Here is a 20376-nt window from a genome sequence, read left to right as displayed (position 1 = left end):
TACAAATCGGGCCGTTTAACAGGAAATTCCGACAAAAGCTGTTTTTGCCCAATTTTTTTGTTAGTATATTGCAAGACTTTGTCACAAACGCCCTTCTGTCTGACCACCATCTCCGGATTAATTGAAACGTCGGACTATTTAGTAATTTTTGATTTTCTTAAAAATCGCTCCCGTTTTTTGCAATTTTCTTAATTAAGAATCCGAAAACGGAGGCATTATCCAACGCTGTTACGACCATGTCTGATCAGGTTGACCAATTAGCGGGCTTATATCGCCCCGAGTTTGAACACGATAACTGCGGCATCGGCTTTGTAGCCCATATTAAAGGCCGTAAGTCTCACCAGATTGTATCGGATGCACTCCAAATGCTGCGTCGGATGGAACACCGAGGGGCCGTTGGATCGGAACCCAATTCTGGTGATGGCGCAGGTTTGCTCATCCAGATACCCCACGAGTTTTTTGTTGATGAAACTCGGAAGCTAGGTGTTCACTTACCTCCTGCGCTTGAATACGGCGTAGGAATGGTTTATTTTCCGAAAGACGTATGGCTTCGGGAAGAATGCCGGGCGGTGCTTAACCGGAAGATGAAGCGACTCGGCCTTGAACTTCTTTGTTATCGAGTCGTGCCAGTCAATAATAGCGATCTTGGCAACGGATCGCGTTCGGCTGAACCGCAGATGGAGCAGGTGTTTATTAAACGCCCAGTTGACATCACAAACGCTGAAGATTTCGAGCGTAAACTCTATATTCTACGCAATTACAGCACCCGCATCATTAATGAAACGATTGCGGGTGTTGATCACTTTTACTTTTCATCGCTTTCTTGCCGTACCATTACCTATAAAGGCCAGTTGACGACGCTGCAACTGGAGCCCTACTTCCCTGATCTACAGAATGAAGAAGTGGTTTCGGCGCTTGGTGTTGTGCACTCGCGTTTTTCCACGAATACATTTCCAAGCTGGAAACTGGCTCAGCCATTCCGGTATATTGCCCACAATGGTGAAATCAACACGGTTCGGGGAAACGTAAACTGGATGAAAGCGGCTGAAGGCCTTCTGGAATCATCCAAGTTTACCAAGGAAGAGATGGACATGCTATTACCCATCTGCGACCCTAAACAATCCGATTCCGCAAACCTCGACAATGCCATTGAATTGTTGGTGATGAGCGGCCGGTCGTTGCCCCACGTCATGATGATGCTTGTTCCCGAAGCCTGGGATGGTAACGAACACATGGACCCGGTTCGGAAAGCATTCTACGAATTCCACGCTGCACTTATCGAACCCTGGGATGGTCCAGCGTCGATTTCCTTCACAGATGGACGCATCGTTGGTGCCACCCTCGACCGAAATGGACTACGTCCATCACGTTTCTGGGTAACCAATGAAGATGTAGTCATTATGGCTTCCGAAGTAGGTGTACTGGATATTGATCCAGCTACGGTTGTTTCGAAAGGTCGTTTACAGCCCGGCAAAATGTTCCTGGTTGATATGGAGCAGGGACGGATTGTTTCGGACGAAGAAATAAAAGCGGACATCTGTTCGAAACAGCCCTACCAAGAGTGGCTTACTGATAATAAAATCAAAATTCAGGATCTGGAAGCGCCGATCCGCTCGTACAATCCATACGATCCGGTTAAGCTACTTCCGATGCAGCAGGCCTTTGGTTTTACGTCCGAAGACTTGCGCATGATTCTGGCTCCGATGGTCGAAACGGGTAAGGAAGCGCTAGGATCGATGGGTACAGATGTACCACTGGCGGTACTATCGGATCAGAGCCAGCACATGAGCCATTACTTCAAACAGTTATTTGCTCAGGTAACGAACCCACCGATCGACTCGATTCGGGAGAGGTCAATTATGTCGCTCATTTCGTTTGTAGGGGCAACGTATAACCTACTCAGTGAATCGCCCGAGCATTGCCATCAGGTTGAATTAGAGCAACCTGTACTAACAACCAAGGAGTTCGACAAACTTCGTTTTATTGATCAACCGAAGTTTCAGGCTAAAACCATCAACTGTCTGTTTACGGTCGATGGATCAGGTAGTTCCCTCGAACGAGCCCTTGACCGCATTTGTCGCTACGCTGAGGATGCAATTCAGGATGGTTATTCCATTCTGGTTTTGTCTGACCGTTCGCTCGATTCTAACCATGCTCCGATTCCGTCGCTATTGGCAACGTCAGCGATTCACCATTATCTGATTCGCCAGGGATTACGGGGTAAAATTGGTATCGTAGTTGAAGCGGGCGATGTTTGGGAAACGCACCACGTTGCTACGCTGATTGGTTATGGCGCATCGGGCGTAAACCCGTACATGGCGTTTGAGACGATTGCCAGCATGAAAGAAAAAGGCTTGCTGGCCGTGGACTACGATCTCGACAAGCTCTTCAAAAACTACGTCAAAGCAATCAATGGCGAGTTACTCAAAATCTTCTCGAAGATGGGCATCTCAACCCTGCAATCGTATCAGGGTGCCATGATTTTTGAGTGCCTAGGGCTAAATCAGGATGTTGTCAATCGCTACTTTACAGGCACTGTATCGCGTATTGGAGGCATGGGACTGGACGAGATCGCCCGCGAAATTCTGGTACGACATTGCGTCGCTTTCCCAAAGGCTCCCGTAATGACTCCACGTTTGGAAGTTGGTGGTATTTATCAGTGGAAACAGCGGGGTGAAAAGCATATTTTCAATCCCGATACGATTCACCTGCTCCAGCAATCGACCAAGAAGAACGATTACTCAATCTTCAAGAAATATTCGAAACTGATTGATGATCAGACCCAAAAAGCCATCACACTACGCGGTCTGCTGAAATTCAAAAAAGGTATTTCTGTACCGCTGGAAGAAGTTGAACCGATAGAAAGCATTTTCAAACGATTTGCGACAGGTGCGATGTCATTCGGGTCAATTTCGTGGGAGGCACATACAACGCTGGCCATCGCGATGAACCGAATTGGCGGTAAAAGCAATTCGGGTGAAGGCGGTGAGGATGAACTCCGTTACACCCCGCTCGAAAACGGCGACAGCATGAATTCGGGTATCAAACAGGTTGCTTCAGGACGTTTCGGCGTAACAAGCTATTACCTGACCAATGCCCGTGAATTACAAATCAAGATGGCGCAGGGTGCGAAACCCGGCGAAGGTGGTCAGCTACCCGGCTTTAAAGTCGATGACTGGATTGGTCGGACGCGTCACTCTACCCCTGGCGTTGGTCTGATTTCGCCCCCTCCGCACCACGACATTTATTCGATCGAGGACTTAGCGCAGTTGATTTCTGATCTCAAAAATGCCAACCGGGAAGCACGCATCAGCGTGAAACTCGTATCGGAAGCGGGCGTTGGAACAATTGCAGCCGGGGTTGCCAAAGCTCACGCTGATCATATTCTAATTTCGGGCCATGATGGTGGAACGGGAGCTTCTCCGCTTTCTTCAATTCGTCATGCAGGGCTTCCCTGGGAACTGGGATTAGCCGAAGCGCATCAGACGCTAGTTAAAAATAAACTACGCGGTCGAGTAACGGTACAGGCTGACGGTCAGATGCGTACGGGTCGTGACCTGGCGATTGCCGCTCTGCTCGGTGCCGAAGAATTTGGCGTTGCCACTGCCGCACTGGTCGCTACGGGTTGCATTATGATGCGAAAGTGTCACCTGAATACTTGCCCAGTGGGCGTTGCAACCCAGAACACAGAACTACGTGCTTTGTTTACGGGTAAGCCAGAGCATGTCGTAAACATGTTTACGTTCCTGGCGATGGAGCTTCGCGAGATTATGGCAGAACTGGGATTCCGAACCATTAACGAAATGGTTGGCCAGTCTCAAATGCTTGAAATGCGGGAAAATCTTGCTCACTGGAAATACAAAAAGGTTAATCTCGACGCGCTGCTTTATAAAGAACCAACCAATCTGGATGTTGCTCTTTATAAGCAGGAAGAGCAAAACCACCATTTGGACGAAGTTCTTGACCGGAAACTGATTGAACTTGCCCAACCTGCGCTGGCTTCGGCAGAATCGGTTTACGGTGAGTTTACAGTACAAAACATCGACCGTAGTATTGGTACGATGCTGTCGAACGAAATCTCGAAAGTGTACGGTGGACCAGGGCTACCAGAAAGCACCATTCATGTTAAACTACGCGGCACTGCCGGCCAAAGTTTCGGTGCATTTAGTACGAGCGGTATTAAACTCGAACTCGAAGGTGATGCCAACGACTATTTCGGCAAGGGACTCTGCGGTGCACAATTAATTGTTTATCCTGACCGGACGGCACAATTCAAGCCAGAAGAAAATAGCATTGTCGGGAACGTATCGTTCTACGGTGCTACATCTGGAGAAGCGTTTATCCGTGGCATGGCGGGCGAGCGATTCTGCGTACGTAACTCGGGTGCTAAAGTGGTTGTAGAAGGTATTGGTGATCACGGTCTCGAATACATGACAGGTGGCTTAGCAATTATCCTTGGAAAAACGGGACGCAATTTTGCGGCTGGTATGTCAGGTGGAGTAGCCTACGTTTGGGATCAGGATGGTTCGTTTGCGTCAAAAGTCAATCCTGAAATGGTCAGTCTGGAAGGTCTGAATGAGGAAGATCAAGGCATTGTTCGAGAATATGTCGACAAGCACTTCCAATACACTACCAGTAATGTAGCGCTATCGTTGATACAGGCTTGGGATACGCTTATTGGTCAATTTGTCAAAGTAATGCCTGGTGATTTCCGTCAGGCGCTGGCTGGCCGAGGTATTTCGCTGGCTGATCAAATCCGCGACAAAAATATTGTTTATCAGGACATTGTCGTAGACGTGACGAACGGGTAAGAATTATAGTACTATGGGAAAACCTACCGGATTTTTAGAATTTGCGCGTGAATTACCTAAAAAGCGCGACCCGCAACAGCGGATTCATGATTATAAAGAAATTGAAGTAGCTCATTCAGAGCAGGACTCTCAGCGGCAGGCAGCTCGTTGCATGGATTGTGGCACCCCATTCTGCCATAGTGGTTGTCCATTAGGCAACATCATTCCTGAGTTCAATGATGCCGTTTATGAAAAGAACTGGGCGTATGCCTATGAAATTCTAAGCTCGACGAACAATTTCCCTGAATTTACAGGTCGAATTTGTCCGGCCCCCTGCGAAGCCTCCTGCGTATTAGGTATTAATAAACCGCCTGTAGCGATTGAGTTTATCGAAAAATCAATCATCGAAGCTGCGTTTGAACACGGTTACGTAGTTCCAAAACCACCGAAAGAGCGGACCGGCAAAAAAGTAGCCGTTGTTGGTTCTGGCCCGGCTGGTCTGGCCGCAGCGGCCCAATTGAACAAAGCTGGACATACAGTAACGGTGTTTGAACGCGCCGATCAGATTGGGGGCCTGCTTCGTTATGGTATTCCTGATTTCAAACTCGAAAAATGGACCATCGACCGTCGGATAGCCGTTATGGAAGCTGAGGGTATTACATTCAAAACAGGAGTTAATGTTGGCGGATCAAACAAAGCCTGCGACCTATCGGCCAAAGACTTACAGAATGATTTTGATCTGGTCATGCTCACGGGTGGCTCAACGGTTCCCCGCGATTTACCAATAAAAGGGCGCGATCTGAAAGGCATTTATCCGGCAATGGAATTCCTGAGTCAGCAAAACAAGCGGAACGCAAACAAACCGCTGGAGGTTGATCATCAGGGAGCAAAATACACTAACAACGATATTTGGGCGACTAATAAAAATGTAGTCGTTATCGGTGGTGGCGATACAGGTTCTGACTGTGTTGGCACATCAAATCGGCATGGAGCAAACAGTGTCACGCAAATTGAGCTGATGCCTATGCCACCGAAGGAGAGAGCCGAAAATACACCCTGGCCGAATTGGCCGATGATGCTCCGGACCAGTACCTCACATGAAGAAGGTTGCGATCGTCATTGGTCAATCAATACCAAAGAGTTCATTGGTGATGAGGACGGTAACCTGAAAGCTCTGCGTATCGTAGATCTGACCTGGAAGTCGGAAAATGGTCGAATGCAGATGGTTGAGCTACCGGGTTCTGAACGTGATATTCCTTGTGAATTGGCGTTGTTAGCCGCTGGTTTCCTACATCCGCAACATAACGGACTGCTAGATGATCTTGGCGTTGAATACGATGAACGGGGCAATGTGAAAGCCATTAATTATCAGACAACTACGAACCCAAAAGTATTCGCAGCCGGTGATATGCGTCGTGGACAATCATTGGTAGTCTGGGCAATTTCGGAAGGTCGCGAAGCCGCTCGCTACGCCGACAAATACCTTATGGGTGATAGTATACTAGAAGCGAAAACAGTTTCGATGATAGCAGTCGAGTAGCCTTTCCATCTATGCATAAACCAATAAAAACCCTGCCGTTTAACTAAGCGGCAGGGTTTTTATTATTCTACCCTTAAACAACTTCTGGTAGGCTTTGCAACATGCCTAATTCATTCACACTAAGCGCTTTCATAGTCTGCTACGATATTCGTGTTAGTACGCACGTATCAACAGTTGTCGATATCGAAAGGAAGCCTACTGAAGACGAAGCAAAACAATTACTTTATCCCGTTGCGGATGACTATTTGCGAAAAAATTATGGAGATGCCTATCAATACGAACTTCTGAATTTAACCATTCGATGAATTCTACTGTCAATGTCTACAAGGTCACAGGCTCCTCTTTTTCGTCGTAGAATAAATAATTCAGCAGATCACAGTACGGCTTGATGATTCGGCAACCCCGTACGATTTCATCAGCGAAATTTGGCTTCAATACTTCTTTATCGGTGAAGCGATGTAGGAAGAATAATTCTTTCCGGCGCAGTAAATCTATTTCTGGATGATCGGCGGGATAGCCTTTTGGCATTACTTTTAACATCTCACCATGTGCTTCAGGAAAATAGGATTTGAATTCGTCCGCTTCAATAATGTCTTTCAGTTCCTGAACATTATAGTCCACTTCTTGCCGAAATTTAGCCAGGTTCGCTGGGGTGGGTTGCCACATACCTGCTCCAACAAATGACTGATTATCAGGCTGTATATGAACATAGTAATCAATCCGCCCAGAATGTCGCCCACCAGGGCCGATCGCAAACGCCAAGTTCGATTTATAGGGAGCTTTATCTTTCGAAAACCGAATATCACGATTGATACGGAAGATGCAATCTTTTACAGACGTATTAGCCAATGGTTCGTATGGGCTAAGGCCTGCCAGCACACGCTCGACTACACCACAGAGCTCGGCTTTTGCCTCATCATAACGGGCCCGATTGGCATGAAACCATTCTCGATTATTGTTTTGAACGAGTTCGCGCATGAACTCCAGCGTAGACGCTGTAAACGTAGATTTTGAAACCGATTGCTTTGCCATAACTCATCAAAGTTAGGCAATTTCCCTGTATAGCTTACAGCGTTAAACGCCTATTTACGTTCAGTCCAGCATTATTTAACCATACTCTTCTAGGGCTTTTCGAAACACCTTACTGCCCGTTCTTAAAAGTTCATAAGCACTTCTCAAAAGACCTAAAATTAGATTAATTCATTAATAATCATTACAAATCGAATAACTAATCGTTTGCTTTAGAGTTATTAAATCAGTAGATTCGGTACATATTCATCAAACGCTTACAGACATGAACCTGTTGACACGCATCGAGCACTGGGGCGATACGCATCACCCCGCCTGGACCGATGTCCTGCGGATTATGCTGGGCATTATACTGATTCTAAAAGGGATCAGTTTCATTAGCGACACGGCTTACCTGACTAAACTGGTTGGTGGCCTGCATTTTAGCCTCTGGACGGTGATGATTGTGCATTATGTTGCCTTTGCGCACTTAATGGGTGGATTTCTGATTATGCTCGGTTGCCTGACACGGTTAATGGTAATTTTTCAATTACCCATTCTGGTTGGTGCTCTGTTTTTTGTGAACATTCGGGAAGGGTTTTCACCTTTAAATTCCGAACTCTGGCTATCGCTCATCGTTCTGGGGCTTCTACTCTTATTCCTGGTCATCGGCTCCGGACGATTTTCAATGGATGAATACGTTAAGCAGCATAGCCACTAGAACCTGAACCGGGATTAATGTGATTTAACTGATTAGGCTGATTTTGTTATTAATTCGCTAGATAACGCTTTGCAAAATCTGTTTCATCCTCAAATCCGTTAACTCCCGGTCAGAAAATATACCGTATCTCACACCACGGAATCTCTTCCCGAACTAACCCTTCAAAAATTTCAATCATTTTTCGCTTTAGCTGGTGGTTGTAGCGGATATTCCAGCCACCAAATTGGCTCACTTTACTTTCCTGTAATTCAGGAACCCACAATAACTCTTCGGCTTTGGGATTGATGGCTAGATTAGCCTGGTGCTGCCACTGGTTGTGAGTCAGAAAAATAACTTCACATTTGAGTTGCGCCCGAACCTCGGGACGTAGTGATGCATCGAGCTGGCGAAATAGGTTGCGGTAATCGTTGCGCCACTGCTTCCCTCCGTAAACAATCACCGGTGAGAAATTAACGTGGACTTCGTAACCTGCATCGTAGAAATCGTTGATGGCTGCGATACGTTTCTCGATACTGTCCGTACGTACATCTACTAACTTGCTTACATGACTGGGCATCAGGCTGAACCGAATCCTCACTTTTCGTTGCGGATCAAATTTGAGCATCGCCTGATTCACAAATTTCGTAGCAAACGTAGCTTTCGCGCGCGGGTGTCCACGATAAAACTCGAATACCTGTCGAATGCCATCCGTTAAACCATAATCGATGGCTATGTCGGAATTGCAGCCGATGTCATAAGTATAAAATTCAGGATCAGTTTGGTTGATTGATTTAGGCCAGGGCAGGCTCATGACATGGTGATCGACCGATGCTATATTCTCTTCTACGTTGGTGAAGAGCGTAATAGGATTCACGGTTTTATGTCGATCGACGTAGCAATAAGCACATCCACCAAAACACCCATTAGCCAGGCTCGGAGCAATGTAATCTGCACTACGTCCGCTCCATTTAATATCCTGCGACTTCAATCGACCCAGTACCAGTACGTCGGATTTAATCTTGAAATGATTCATACCCAGCTCAGGTAAGCGATTGTGCTGCTTCACCTCAAGCGCTTCTGCTTGCGGAAATTTTGCCAATACTGCCTCCCCTCTCCCATTCAGAGCGTCAGCGGTATAAAGTATGTAAGACGGATTAAAATCAGGCATAAATAGACGTTGAGGCTACAAACAATAAACGTCTAAACAGCTGGCTAAGTTCAAAGAAACAAATACCCAAACCTCTGACTTACAAATAATTACTTACTATTTTCAACCAGTATTGGTGAATCAAATATATCGTCAAAAATCACTTTTCCATCTGGCTTTATAAATCGGACGGCATCTACTGAACCTGTTCCTTCAAAATCATAACTAATCCCAACAATGTCTTTGGGCGCGGCAGTTGTCTGGAATTCGTAAGCCTTTTTATTGTTCACAAATAGTTTCACTAAACCATTACGTACCTCGCAACGAACATCAACCCATTGCGACAAATCTGCGCCAAAAGCGGATAAATCCGTGTCTCTTGCATCGGCATAATAGCCTGGCAGGCAGATATTTAAATCGCCAACACAACCTTTTGCCGAAAGTGGAATAGAAAAGTATTCATTCTTACAATGAATCATAATGGTAACGCGCTGGCAGATAGCTGACCCTTGTTTGAAATCGTTTTTTAACCGGGTTTCCATCGTAAAATTGTCACTGCGAAGGTCACCCAACTCCCGCACATAGCGATAGCGAACGGTGGGTGCTTTTGGCTGCATAGGAATATTCTGCTGCTGAATCATCGCTACCGGTATTCCTAAACTACCTTTTTGCCGAACCTCTGCTTCCTTAAAATACACAGGTACTGGTTCCTGCATGACCGATACGTTCCATCCTTCCGATGGAATCAACAGATTATGTTCCTGTACAATCTGATTACCAATGATCAGCTTCGCGCGGAAATAGCCAGGGTAATAATAAATTGACGTATGTTCGTGACCGTTCTTCCGAACGCGTTGTCGACGTCTTGGGTCCCACGATTGCTGAATAAATACTGAGTCGGTGGGCGATGACGTAGCGTCGTAATGAAACACTACCGAATTAGGAATTCCCTTCGTTACGCGCTGGCTGCTAAACGAAAAATCATCCGGCGAAAGAGGCCGATGCTGCATGTAATTCAGGAAAATAGCCGACAAAACGACCAAGCCAACAAGCAACAGTGCGCCGAACCACAATCGTCTTGCTGAATTTGGTCGAGCAGCTTTCGGGGCGATAGGAACGGTAGGTTCTGGGAACTCGGTAATGGATGGAGAATTGGGCAGTACTCCTTTTTTGAACTGCTGCCAGTTTTCGTAGCCGATAAATTGCACTAAGGCATTCAACGTAGTGGTCGTGGGGGCAGATTCGTATTTCACGCGACCCCACACCCGCTTGAGCGTCGTTACGCTTAAAGTAACGTTCGTCTGTTCGGCAATCAGCTCGCTTAATTGCTCAAAATCCTGAGTTGACCAGCTTTCAGCACTTTCCCAGGCTAACTTTTCTTCGATTAACTGGCGACACCGAGCGAGTTGCCAGTCTTGCTGTTCCGTGACCATAACCGGTCAATTTCAGTTCATTACGTCGTTGTGCAAACTTGAACACAAGTTGAACGACTTTGAATCGTCCATTTGCCCGCCAAGCTGGAAGTTTGTCTCACTTCAATCAAATGTAATGAAACGTACAACGAAAACCGAAAGCAAGACGATTCATCTCAGAACGTAAACTCCCAAATCCATGAAAATCAGATTATTGTTCATGCTTGCCCTCACCACCTTTGGCCTTACAACTGGAATGGCTCAGGGACCTCAGCAGAAACTGCCACTCAACACAACGGATGGATTGATTCCAGTTCATGTAAAATTGTCTGCCGAGACTTATCTCGGTAAAAAATCCGTCCGCGTGGTCGATGCTGGAGACCAGTCGACGGCGGGTTCCTCGCAGATTTATGCAAAAATCAAGAATTTACATTTTCACAATGGCACAATCGAATTGGAAGTTGCTGGTAAACCCTTGCCTACTGCTGGTGAACAGGCGCGAGGCTTTGTTGGCATTGCCTTTCGCATTACGGATACCGGCACTTTTGAATGCATCTACCTGCGCCCAACGAATGGCCGGGCTGATGATCAGGTTCGACGCAATCATTCCGTCCAATATAGCGCCGAACCTGACTTCCCTTTTAACGTAAGTCGCAAAGAAGCGCCGGAAAAGTATGAATCCTACGTTGATCTGGTAGCTGGTGAATGGACGAAAGTAAAGATTGTGGTAGAGGGTGAAAAGGCCCGACTGTATGTCCACGGCGCATCGCAACCCACGTTGATCGTCAATGATCTGAAACACGGTCCGAACGATGCAGGTGCCATCGGTCTAATGATTGGCCCCGGTACCAATGCTCATTTTGCCAATTTGGTGGTAACTCCAAAAGACTGATTACTGTCTATTATCCAGACACACACTGATTCATTAAAGCGGCTACCTCTTTTCATAGAAAAGAGGTAGCCGCTTCAGTTTTAATGTTTCACACAGTAATACACACAGTATCAGACCGTAAACTCAAAAGAGGAGCTCACATCGCTGCTTTTTGCATATCTTAGAAGAAACTCCACAGGCATGAAATACTATCTCCTAACCCTACTGAATATTTTGTGGCTACAGTCTCCCAGTACGGCACAACACGCTCATAATCATTCAGCCAGCTCACCCGACGCCAACGTTCGCAAGGTAATGTTACCAAATCCGCAGTTGATGGACGGCATTGGCAAAAGCCACCTAAAGATTACGACCCGTTCTGATTCAGCGCAAAAGTATTTCGATCAGGGACTGTCGTTGCTACACGATTTCTGGGATTTTGAAGCATTACGCGCTTTCGAGTATGCTGCCAAACTGGATTCAACTGCGGCTATGGCTTATTGGGGAATTTACCTGACTCCGGCTGGCTCAGACGAGAAAAGAAAAACCAATCGTGCGACTGCATTAGCTAAAATCAAGAAGCTACGTAGTACCGTTTCTGAACACGAACAACTCTATTTACAGGCCATTATCGCCGAAGACTCTGCCGGAAAAGAGAAAGGCGAAAAGGTATTTATGCAGGAAATGGAAAACCTGATGTATCGCTATCCCGACGATGAAGAAGCCCGGCTGGTTTTATGGAATCGGAGCATTGGCGGCAGTTATAAACCTGATGGGAAACCCGGCGAAAACACCCTTTATGCCCAATACATCCTGGAAAAATTGTTAATCAGTCAGCCGAATCATCACGCTGTGCATCATTATTGGGTGCATCAGATGGAAAACTGCTGCCCGGAGCAGGCACTCGTAAGTGCCGACAAATTAGCGTCGCTTGCCCCCAAATCAGGCCATATGGTTCACATGCCGGGTCATATTTATTATCGATTAGGCAATTATAAAAAAGCCCGGCAATCGTTTCTGGAATCGATGCGCGTCGACTCGGCGTACATGGCGGAGCAACACATAAACCGGCTCGATACCTGGAATTACAGCCATAATTTACTTTATCTGATTGCCAACAACGTGGAGCAAGGCCGTTATCGGGATGCAATGGCTATTTTAAAACGGCATCAGGATTACAAAGCTCCCGACGATACGTCTAAGACCAAAGATTATCAATCGGCTTTGTTTCGAGTCGGTGTTGTTGACGCGATTGATCTAGAAATGCGCTTTGGTAACTGGAGTCAGGCAGCCGATAAATTGACGCTAAGTGCAGCGGGAGATACGTTATTGAAAAATAAGGAAAAAGAATTAGTCAGTGCTAAGGGCTTCCGGCAATTAGGTTTAGCCTATTTACGCGGAATGGATGCGTGGGAAAAAGGGAAAACCGACGTAGCAAAACGGTACGCCGACGAACTGGATGCTACGTTATGGCGGCTTGGACAACAGGAAAAAAGTCTTTCTGAAAATGAACAGAAATATTACAATTTGTATTCCTACGAATTGCAGGGGCTGGTTTACAGCTCGACTGGCGATACGGCCAAAGCATTTAAATTATTGAAAGAAGCGGTTAAACTGGAAAAAGAGCAAGGTTACGCCGAACCGCCCATTTACCACCGTCCCATATTATTAACGCTTGCCCAGGCTTATCAACGCGCCAAACTATGGAACAAAGCCCGCGCTACGTATCAGTCGTTACTGAAAGAACGACCCAATAGCGGCTTTCCACTTTTTGGTATGGCTCAGGTCTGGGAGGCCGAAGGAAATCGTGCTGAAGCCGCCAAAGCGTATGAAGTGTTTCTGAAAACCTGGGACGAAGCGGATTCAGACCGGCCTCAAGTCAAAAAGGCGAAGGAATGGTTAAAAGCTAACGGTAAGTTACTGACGGCCAGCAACTAACTTACCGATTATCGAAAATTTATCTGAATCAAATCACCAACGCGCCGGTTTCTCCAATCCGGATTTGTTGACTGTAATTTTGTCGTCGTGGTTTCAATGAGCCATAGTTGTTGAGCCTCGTCATACTCTATTCGAGTGATACGTTCCCGAAAAATGGTTGATTCGCTACGCTGGTCAGGCAGCCTGTCAGATTCAATACGTCCCTGAACCAATTGAACAACGCGATCCGCCAACGTCTGAACGTCAATTTCATGGTGGCTGACCAGCAACGTAGTCGTTTTCCATGTTTTATGCAGGTTAAGTAAAACCTGACGTAACAGTTGACTAGCCTGTGCATCCAGAGCAGCAAACGGTTCATCAAGCAACAACAGTTTGGGCCGACGTACCAACGCGCGAGCAAGGGCAACACGCTGGCGTTGCCCTCCCGACAATCGCGCAGGTTTCTGATTAACAAACGATTTCAACCCGGTTGCTTCGATCAACTCCTGAACAAGCGGCTGCTGATCAGTTGCTACTGCGTACTGAATATTTTCCCGAACGGTCATATTTGGGAACAAGGCTGTATCCTGAAAAACATAACCGATAGATCGCTGTTGAGGTGGGCGATTCACGCGTTGATACGTATCTAGCCAAACCATTTCATTCACAACAATACGTCCCTGTTGAGGTGTTTCCAGACCTGCCAGTAATCGCAACAAGGTCGTTTTACCTGAACCAGATGGTCCAACTAAAGCAGTCAAACTGCCCGAATCAACAGCCAGGTTAACTGTAAGATCGCTGGTTCCTTCGGCAAACAAGCGGGGTGTCACTACATCAATCTCGATCATACTGTTACCCGCTTATTAATAATGTAAACCAGTAACAGAATAGCAAACGATAAGGCTAGTAACAGGGCCGCGTAGGCATGAGCCGTTTGAAAATGAAGTAGTTCAACTTCGTCGTAAATGGCAATAGAGGCCACTCGGGTTTGTCCAGGCAAGTTTCCGCCGATCATCAGTACTAATCCAAATTCACCAATTGTATGCGCAAATGTCAGAACGATACCTGTTAATAAAGCGGGTTTGCAGTTAGGTAACAGCACTCGCCACAAAGTTCGGGTGGGCGACTGTCCAAGCGTGTAGGAGGCTTCTCGCCAGGAAACAGGCAGATTTTCAAGGCCCGCCTGTACAGGGTGCACCATAAATGGCAAACTGTAAATCAACGAAGCTACGACTAAGCCTTCAAACGAAAAGACCAATTGCAGATCGAAGATTTTTAATAACCAGGCTCCTACTGCGCTCGTCGGACTAAACGTTAGGAGGAGATAAAACCCAACCACGGAAGGTGGCAGAACCAACGGCAAGCTAATAATGGCTTCAACAACCGGTTTGAATCGAAACCGGCTCAGTGCCAGCCAGCCAGCCAGCGGAATGCCAACAACAAGAAGAAGCAAAGTTGTTACTCCTGCCAGATGTAGTGTTAGCCAGATCGGTTCCCAGTCAATGGGCATAGATGCGTAATGAGTGATCAGCGATGAGTGATGAACGATACGTGATGAGTTGGCTGACGCACTCAATAATGTCTGGCGTCAGCCAACTCATCGCTTAATTTGATAGCCGAACTTTTGCAAAATACGACGGGCAGTTGGACTACCCAAAAAAGCTAGAAATTGTTGAGCAGTTTTAGACTGCTCCGTACGTTTCAATACCACTACGCCCTGGGCAATGGGTGCATATTCTTTTGCGGGCAAATCGACCCAATACCCTCGCTTGGTCAGACCAGGGCTGAGCACAACCGATTTGGCAGTAAAACCAACCTCTGCGGCCCCCGACAGAATGTATTGATTGACCTGTGCAATACTCTCTCCATACACAATTTTTGACTGTATGTGATCCAGTAACTTTCTGGATTTCAATAGCGAAACAGCGGCTTCACCATAGGGAGCAGTAGCTGGATTAGCAATGGCAATATGCCGAACGGAAGGGTCAGTTAACATTTTCAAATTGGCTGCAATTGGCAAATCGCCCGCTGTCCACACTACCAGCGAACCGTAGGCGTAAACAACGGGTGCGTCTATCGTTAGTCCTGCTTTATGCAATGTCTGCGGATACTCCATATCGGCAGAGAGAAACACATCGTAAGGAGCGCCCTGCTGAATCTGGGTTGTAAGCTTCCCTGACGAATTCACAATGGGTTCAATCGCAACCCCCGTTTTCTGCTGAAAGGCCGTTTTAAGCTCCTCCATTACAAACTGAGCATTAGCTGCCACCGCAACGCGTAACGATTGTGCAACTAGACTCAATGGGAACAGTAAGAGGACAAAAAGTAGTTTTTTCATAGAGTACAATCTTGCCGCCAACAGTTATTTCTTACTCATTCGCTGTGGCCTGGAATACTGTGGATTCTGAATGAATGTACCGTCGGGAAACAATCGCTTTCTAATCGAGGCCATTCTTGTGAAAAACATCCTGATACAATTTTGCTCCACCGTGACAGCGAGCCTCGATATCGTCAGTGTTTACGCTTCATTACCCAATGCATCAAACATACTTATAAGTTACTACACTGATAGGCAAGCTACCATTAAGGCAAAAAACCAGACCGTTATTTCCGCACAAATATAGCGTTATCAAAATAACTTCCCATCGACTCCTATTTATCATTATCGGCTGGGCTATTTATATTCGCAGACGGCTTTCGTTGCTTTATTATTATGCCAGACTCTCCTGCTCAATCGCTTTCTTCTGTCGCCAATAGACGATTCTGGCGAGTACAGTTTATCTATCTGGCAGTAAGTAGTTTGAGCTTACTACTCCTGCTCTGGTTGCCACGAAATCAGGATTGGCTTCAGGAAAAAGTGAATTGGTTTTATGAGCAACGAGCGAGATTGGGCAACAAAAACGACGTTGCTACGCGAAAGCTGAAGGGGTATGGCGATGCATACGTATTCACTAATTTAATCCGCGAACGCTGTCAGTCAGATGATTACTTCCTGATACCTCCGCAGGCATATCTCATTCGAAATGCGTATCAACAGGGTAAGTCGACGGGCTATAACTGGCTATATCCCAGTGTATTGTATTATCACCTCGGCATGTCGGTTCATTTGCTGGATATGACGGCTCCCGATTCGCTGTTACAGCGTGCCACTCACACATTCTGGGTGTATGAGAACAAGATTTTTCTGCTAACATTTAAGCCACATAATCGTCCATTGGTACTGGCCGAATTCAGAAAATACGATCCCCATTTCTTTGCCTACACACCCGAACAGGCTCGTGCCTACTACAAGATAAAGCCATGAGTCTACCGATCGCATTTGTCATCCTGACCCAATTTCTGATTGGTTTTGGCATAACGACCCGATTCCGGGCGATGACGAACGGATTTAGTCTATTAGGCGTCGCTATGCTGGCTGGGCTTGGCATTAGCTCTGTACTACCGTTTTTACTGCAATTTACTGGCATTCAGATTGCAACAGTTCCGGTCTTTATCGGGCTAGGTGTACTTGCGGTTCTTTCTGTTACTTTACTACGTGGGCAACGAGCTTACCTGCGTAACCTATTTACCTGGAATCAGTTAGCCGTCCGGATATATGAATTGCCTTTTCTCGGATTTTGGGCGTACCTGTTGTTTATCAGCGCCTGGAAATGTGCGTGGTTTCCAAACCTCCCGTTCGATACTATTGTCGGCCCTGATCTCATCGCTACGTTTGCGGTGAAAGAACATACGCTGGTTTCGTCGGTGTTTACCAGTCATTTGCCCTCTGTTTCGTTATTCAGTAATCAGCCCTTTTACGCGCCTTTAACGGCCATGCAGCAAATCATTTATTTGCTCGCGGCTAACGGCATAGGCGCATTTGCTTTTGGCAAAATATGGCTTACAATTTTGGTTATTACTTTTGGACTATTTTTCTATGGCGAACTACGCGATCGAATTCATCCGTTACTAGCGGGTATTCTCATTACAACCCTGGCTTGTAGCCCGGAATTATTTGCTTACACATTCCTGGTGCAAACCGATTGGGCCAATGCGGCTTTCTTCGCGACTGGAGTAATGTTGCTTCAGCGCTATTTTGACGTTCCACGACGCAGTACGTTCCTGGCCGCGCTATTGTTCTTTGTTTTCGCATGCTGGACACGTACAGAAACCATTTTATTTGTTTCAACAGGTTCGTTATTACTGTTTAGCAAATCGTTACGTACCTCACCGGGCAAAGCAATCCTGAGAGCATTAACACTGGTTTCGGCCTGTCTCCTACCCTTTATTCTCTGGAATTACATTTTTCTGCGCGGATACGTGACCCTGCCCCCCAACGCCCATTTAGGCACATTTCAAACCATTTCCGGCAACTACTTTACTGAATTATTCGCTGTTTATCAGGCTATGACAGACTCCGTGCTTCTTCATGAAACGTACTGGAATTATGCTGTCGTGGTGTTTTTAGCACTTACTATACTGAATCTGATCATTTTTCGAGACAGATATGGTCTATCCATACTTATCTGGATAGTAGCAACGTACCTATTCTTTGGCTTCCTGATTTTGCACATTGAAGGGGCCAATATTCCTTATACTTTCCGACGAGGGTTTTTCAAAATTCTCTTTTTGATGTATTTCTATCTGGGTTCTACGTCTCTATTTAAGCGGCTTTCGAACTGGCTGTATCGGTGGGAATCACAACCAATATCCATCAATACAGTCTCCTGACTTTCCCTTAAAAGCCGAGCCTGAGTAGACTGCTTGAGCTAATGCGCAGTTTGGAGGGATTATGGCTATACGACCGATATCAGCGAACTTCCATCCTGCGGTTTTAGCCAGCCCAAACTTTGGTATGGATGGCCGTGCTCTTGCAAGATATGCTCCACCTCGGCTGAATTTTCCGGCAAAACAGCCACGAGCAACCCTCCACTGGTTTGCGGATCAGCCAGAATGTATTTCTGCTTATCCGTCAACTGACCTACCTTGTGACCATAACTCGCCCAGTTTCGCTGAGTACCGCCAGGAAAACAACCTTTATCCATGTAATAATCGATACTGGTGATCACCGGCACTTTGTCAAATTCAATTACGGCCGATAGCCCACTGCCTTCGCACATTTCGGACAGGTGGCCGAGTAATCCAAAACCGGTTACGTCGGTCATAGCTTTAACACCTTCCAGTTGGCCGAATACTTCGCCCAGTTTGTTCAAGGTCGTCATGTTATGCAAGGCGGTGGCAGCATCTTCGGCACGTAGAATGTCCTTTTTTTGAGCTGTGGAGAGAATTCCGACACCAAGTGGTTTGGTCAGGTACAGTCGGCAACCAGCCGTTGCGGTTGAGTTTTGTTTTAATTGAGGAATATTGACCAGGCCGTTGACAGCCAAACCAAAAACGGGTTCAGGACAATCGATGCTATGCCCACCCGCCAGCGTAATACCCGCTTCTGCACAAACGGCCCGAGATCCTTCCAATACTTTTTGGGCAACTTCAGGTGGAATAATATTAATCGGCCATCCCAGAATTGCAATTGCCAGAATCGGTTTGCCACCCATAGCATACACATCACTGATCGCGTTGGCCGACGCAATACGTCCGAAATCGTAAGCATCATCAACAATCGGCATGAAGAAATCGGTTGTCGAAATCAGGGCTGTTCCGTTACCCATGTCGAGTACGGCGGCATCGTCTCGCTTATCGTTGCCAACCAGCAAACGCGAGTCTACTGCTTGTGTGACTGGGCTATGAAGTATTTTATCGAGAATAGCCGGACTGATTTTACAGCCACAACCAGCACCATGCGAGTATTGAGTGAGTTTAACTGTTGGTGTATTCATTCGTTTGGACGCCCTTTTTTTGTACGTCGATTGTTTCAATAAATGAGATCAATTGCTCAGCGCAACTAGAAATTGCTGAGTTGGAAAGGGGTAGTGAAAAAATCTGGTCAGCCTTACGTTTGCCTAACGCATTCCGATAGCTTTTATCGTAATAGACTAGCGCCAGTCTGATAAAATCCGCCATCCGATCTTCCTGAATAGCAGCAATCGCCTGTTTGGTTTGAAGTGGGCCAAGTCGTTTATGGATTCGCTGGGTACAGACCATCAGAAAATCTTTGTCCAGCTTACCGTAATCGTCAACCAGATTCGCTACACGCTTTTCCAGATCAACCTGAATATCAATCAATACAGACGCTCCCATCAGACGCCAGAATGAATTCGGGATAATCAATTTTCCGATCTTTAAACTTTCGTCTTCTACCCATACGGGTCGTTGTCGATCCAATGTTTTTAGCTGGTCAGCCAGGTTATTCTCAAACTGTTCCTGTGTCGGTTGTATCAATCGATTTAGCGTTCCATATGATGATCCCTGATGCTTGGCCAAATCCTCCAGATCGATAACCTGTTGATTCATTGTACGAAGTTGCTGTAGAATTCTGGTCTTACCCGAGCCCGTCATCCCGCCAAGAATCACCAACTGGAAGAGGGTTTCGAATTGATCAAGCACCCATCGACGATATTGCTTATATCCGCCCTCAATCAGGTAAACGTCAAACCCATATAAGTTGAGCGCCCAGGCCATGGCACCGCTACGCATACCTCCGCGCCAGCAATGCACGGCAATTTTTTTATCGGGAGCCATTTCCAGCGCCTGTCGGATAAATCCCGACCATTTCGGCCCTGTCAGATCAAAACCTAATAGTATTGCCTGTTCCCGCCCGACTTGCTTATACGTAGTGCCAACCTGTACACGTTCCTCATTACTGAATAATGGCAAATTGAAAGCGCCGGGAATGTGTCCATGCTCAAATTCAGCGGGCGTACGCACATCTGCCAGCTTTACAGACTGTTCAAGACTCAGGAAATCACCTATTGTTATGGATTTAATCATGGTACTCGAAAGAATGATACGAATATCGCTCATCAATCCGAGAAACCGTAAACCATATAACGCACTGAATCAGATACGTCAATTAGTAGGGGTTCCGATGTTAGGTTCTCAATGGGGGAATACA

At 46.4% G+C, this 20376-nt stretch carries 16 protein-coding genes; 8 read left to right on the top strand and 8 right to left on the bottom strand.

Translation table 11 applies throughout. The features are described 5' to 3' along the window. Positions 1 to 236: 236 nt before the first annotated feature. From gltB to ACYVE4_RS25825, 3 genes are all read left to right on the top strand, one after another. Positions 237 to 4811 (top strand): glutamate synthase large subunit, encoded by a 4575-nt coding sequence (gene gltB, locus ACYVE4_RS25835; RefSeq protein WP_461043173.1) that lies wholly within the window; start codon positions 237 to 239, stop codon positions 4809 to 4811. Between the two features lie 13 nt (positions 4812 to 4824). Beyond that, on the top strand, positions 4825 to 6330 hold the full coding sequence (locus ACYVE4_RS25830; protein WP_461043171.1) for a glutamate synthase subunit beta: 1506 nt from the start codon (positions 4825 to 4827) through the stop codon (positions 6328 to 6330). 101 nt (positions 6331 to 6431) lie between these two features. After that, a complete protein-coding gene (locus ACYVE4_RS25825; protein WP_461043170.1) occupies positions 6432 to 6635 on the top strand; it encodes a hypothetical protein in 204 nt (67 codons plus the stop codon). Between the two features lie 16 nt (positions 6636 to 6651). Here ACYVE4_RS25825 and ACYVE4_RS25820 read toward each other — a convergent pair whose 3' ends face one another. Next, positions 6652 to 7362, bottom strand: a complete 711-nt coding sequence (locus ACYVE4_RS25820; RefSeq protein ID WP_461043169.1) for a DUF2461 domain-containing protein — start codon at positions 7360 to 7362, stop codon at positions 6652 to 6654. 262 nt (positions 7363 to 7624) lie between these two features. Here ACYVE4_RS25820 and ACYVE4_RS25815 point away from each other — a divergent pair, with 262 nt between their 5' ends. Then, positions 7625 to 8059, top strand: a complete 435-nt coding sequence (locus ACYVE4_RS25815) for a DoxX family protein (protein ID WP_461043168.1) — start codon at positions 7625 to 7627, stop codon at positions 8057 to 8059. Positions 8060 to 8168: 109 nt separating this feature from the next. Here the strand turns inward: ACYVE4_RS25815 and ACYVE4_RS25810 are convergent, their stop codons facing one another. Continuing rightward, positions 8169 to 9206 carry a spore photoproduct lyase family protein gene (locus ACYVE4_RS25810; protein ID WP_461043167.1) on the bottom strand — a complete coding sequence of 346 codons (1038 nt, stop codon included), beginning with the start codon at positions 9204 to 9206 and terminating at the stop codon, positions 8169 to 8171. Positions 9207 to 9295: 89 nt separating this feature from the next. Continuing rightward, complete coding sequence (locus tag ACYVE4_RS25805) at positions 9296 to 10618, bottom strand: hypothetical protein (RefSeq protein ID WP_461043166.1); 1323 nt, start codon at positions 10616 to 10618, stop codon at positions 9296 to 9298. Positions 10619 to 10796: 178 nt separating this feature from the next. Here ACYVE4_RS25805 and ACYVE4_RS25800 point away from each other — a divergent pair, with 178 nt between their 5' ends. Together ACYVE4_RS25800 and ACYVE4_RS25795 are read left to right on the top strand one after the other, a co-directional pair. Continuing rightward, positions 10797 to 11489, top strand: a complete 693-nt coding sequence (locus tag ACYVE4_RS25800) for a hypothetical protein (protein ID WP_461043165.1) — start codon at positions 10797 to 10799, stop codon at positions 11487 to 11489. A gap of 180 nt (positions 11490 to 11669) precedes the next feature. Then, positions 11670 to 13406 (top strand): tetratricopeptide repeat protein, encoded by a 1737-nt coding sequence (locus tag ACYVE4_RS25795; RefSeq protein ID WP_461043164.1) that lies wholly within the window; start codon positions 11670 to 11672, stop codon positions 13404 to 13406. A gap of 8 nt (positions 13407 to 13414) precedes the next feature. Here ACYVE4_RS25795 and ACYVE4_RS25790 read toward each other — a convergent pair whose 3' ends face one another. The 3 genes from ACYVE4_RS25790 to modA form a co-directional block, all read right to left on the bottom strand. Continuing rightward, positions 13415 to 14233 (bottom strand): sulfate/molybdate ABC transporter ATP-binding protein, encoded by an 819-nt coding sequence (locus ACYVE4_RS25790; RefSeq protein ID WP_461043163.1) that lies wholly within the window; start codon positions 14231 to 14233, stop codon positions 13415 to 13417. Then, positions 14230 to 14895, bottom strand: coding sequence for a molybdate ABC transporter permease subunit (gene modB / locus ACYVE4_RS25785; RefSeq protein WP_461043162.1), 666 nt, complete (start codon positions 14893 to 14895; stop codon positions 14230 to 14232). The genes ACYVE4_RS25790 and modB overlap by 4 nt, the downstream gene beginning before the upstream one ends. A gap of 87 nt (positions 14896 to 14982) precedes the next feature. Then, complete coding sequence (modA, locus tag ACYVE4_RS25780) at positions 14983 to 15723, bottom strand: molybdate ABC transporter substrate-binding protein (RefSeq protein ID WP_461043161.1); 741 nt, start codon at positions 15721 to 15723, stop codon at positions 14983 to 14985. A 375-nt stretch (positions 15724 to 16098) separates the two neighbouring features. Between modA and ACYVE4_RS25775 the strand changes: the two genes are divergently transcribed. Further along, positions 16099 to 16689 carry a hypothetical protein gene (locus tag ACYVE4_RS25775; RefSeq protein WP_461043160.1) on the top strand — a complete coding sequence of 197 codons (591 nt, stop codon included), beginning with the start codon at positions 16099 to 16101 and terminating at the stop codon, positions 16687 to 16689. Beyond that, positions 16686 to 18095 (top strand): hypothetical protein, encoded by a 1410-nt coding sequence (locus ACYVE4_RS25770; protein ID WP_461043159.1) that lies wholly within the window; start codon positions 16686 to 16688, stop codon positions 18093 to 18095. The genes ACYVE4_RS25775 and ACYVE4_RS25770 overlap by 4 nt, the downstream gene beginning before the upstream one ends. Positions 18096 to 18160: 65 nt before the next feature. Here the strand turns inward: ACYVE4_RS25770 and selD are convergent, their stop codons facing one another. Then, complete coding sequence (gene selD, locus ACYVE4_RS25765; protein ID WP_461043158.1) at positions 18161 to 19201, bottom strand: selenide, water dikinase SelD; 1041 nt, start codon at positions 19199 to 19201, stop codon at positions 18161 to 18163. Next, complete coding sequence (mnmH, locus tag ACYVE4_RS25760; RefSeq protein ID WP_461043157.1) at positions 19182 to 20252, bottom strand: tRNA 2-selenouridine(34) synthase MnmH; 1071 nt, start codon at positions 20250 to 20252, stop codon at positions 19182 to 19184. Before mnmH ends, selD begins: the two co-directional genes overlap by 20 nt. Positions 20253 to 20376 lie beyond the last annotated feature (124 nt).

The organism is Spirosoma harenae (assembly GCF_054776975.1).
This window is presented reverse-complemented; position numbering and strand designations above follow the sequence as displayed.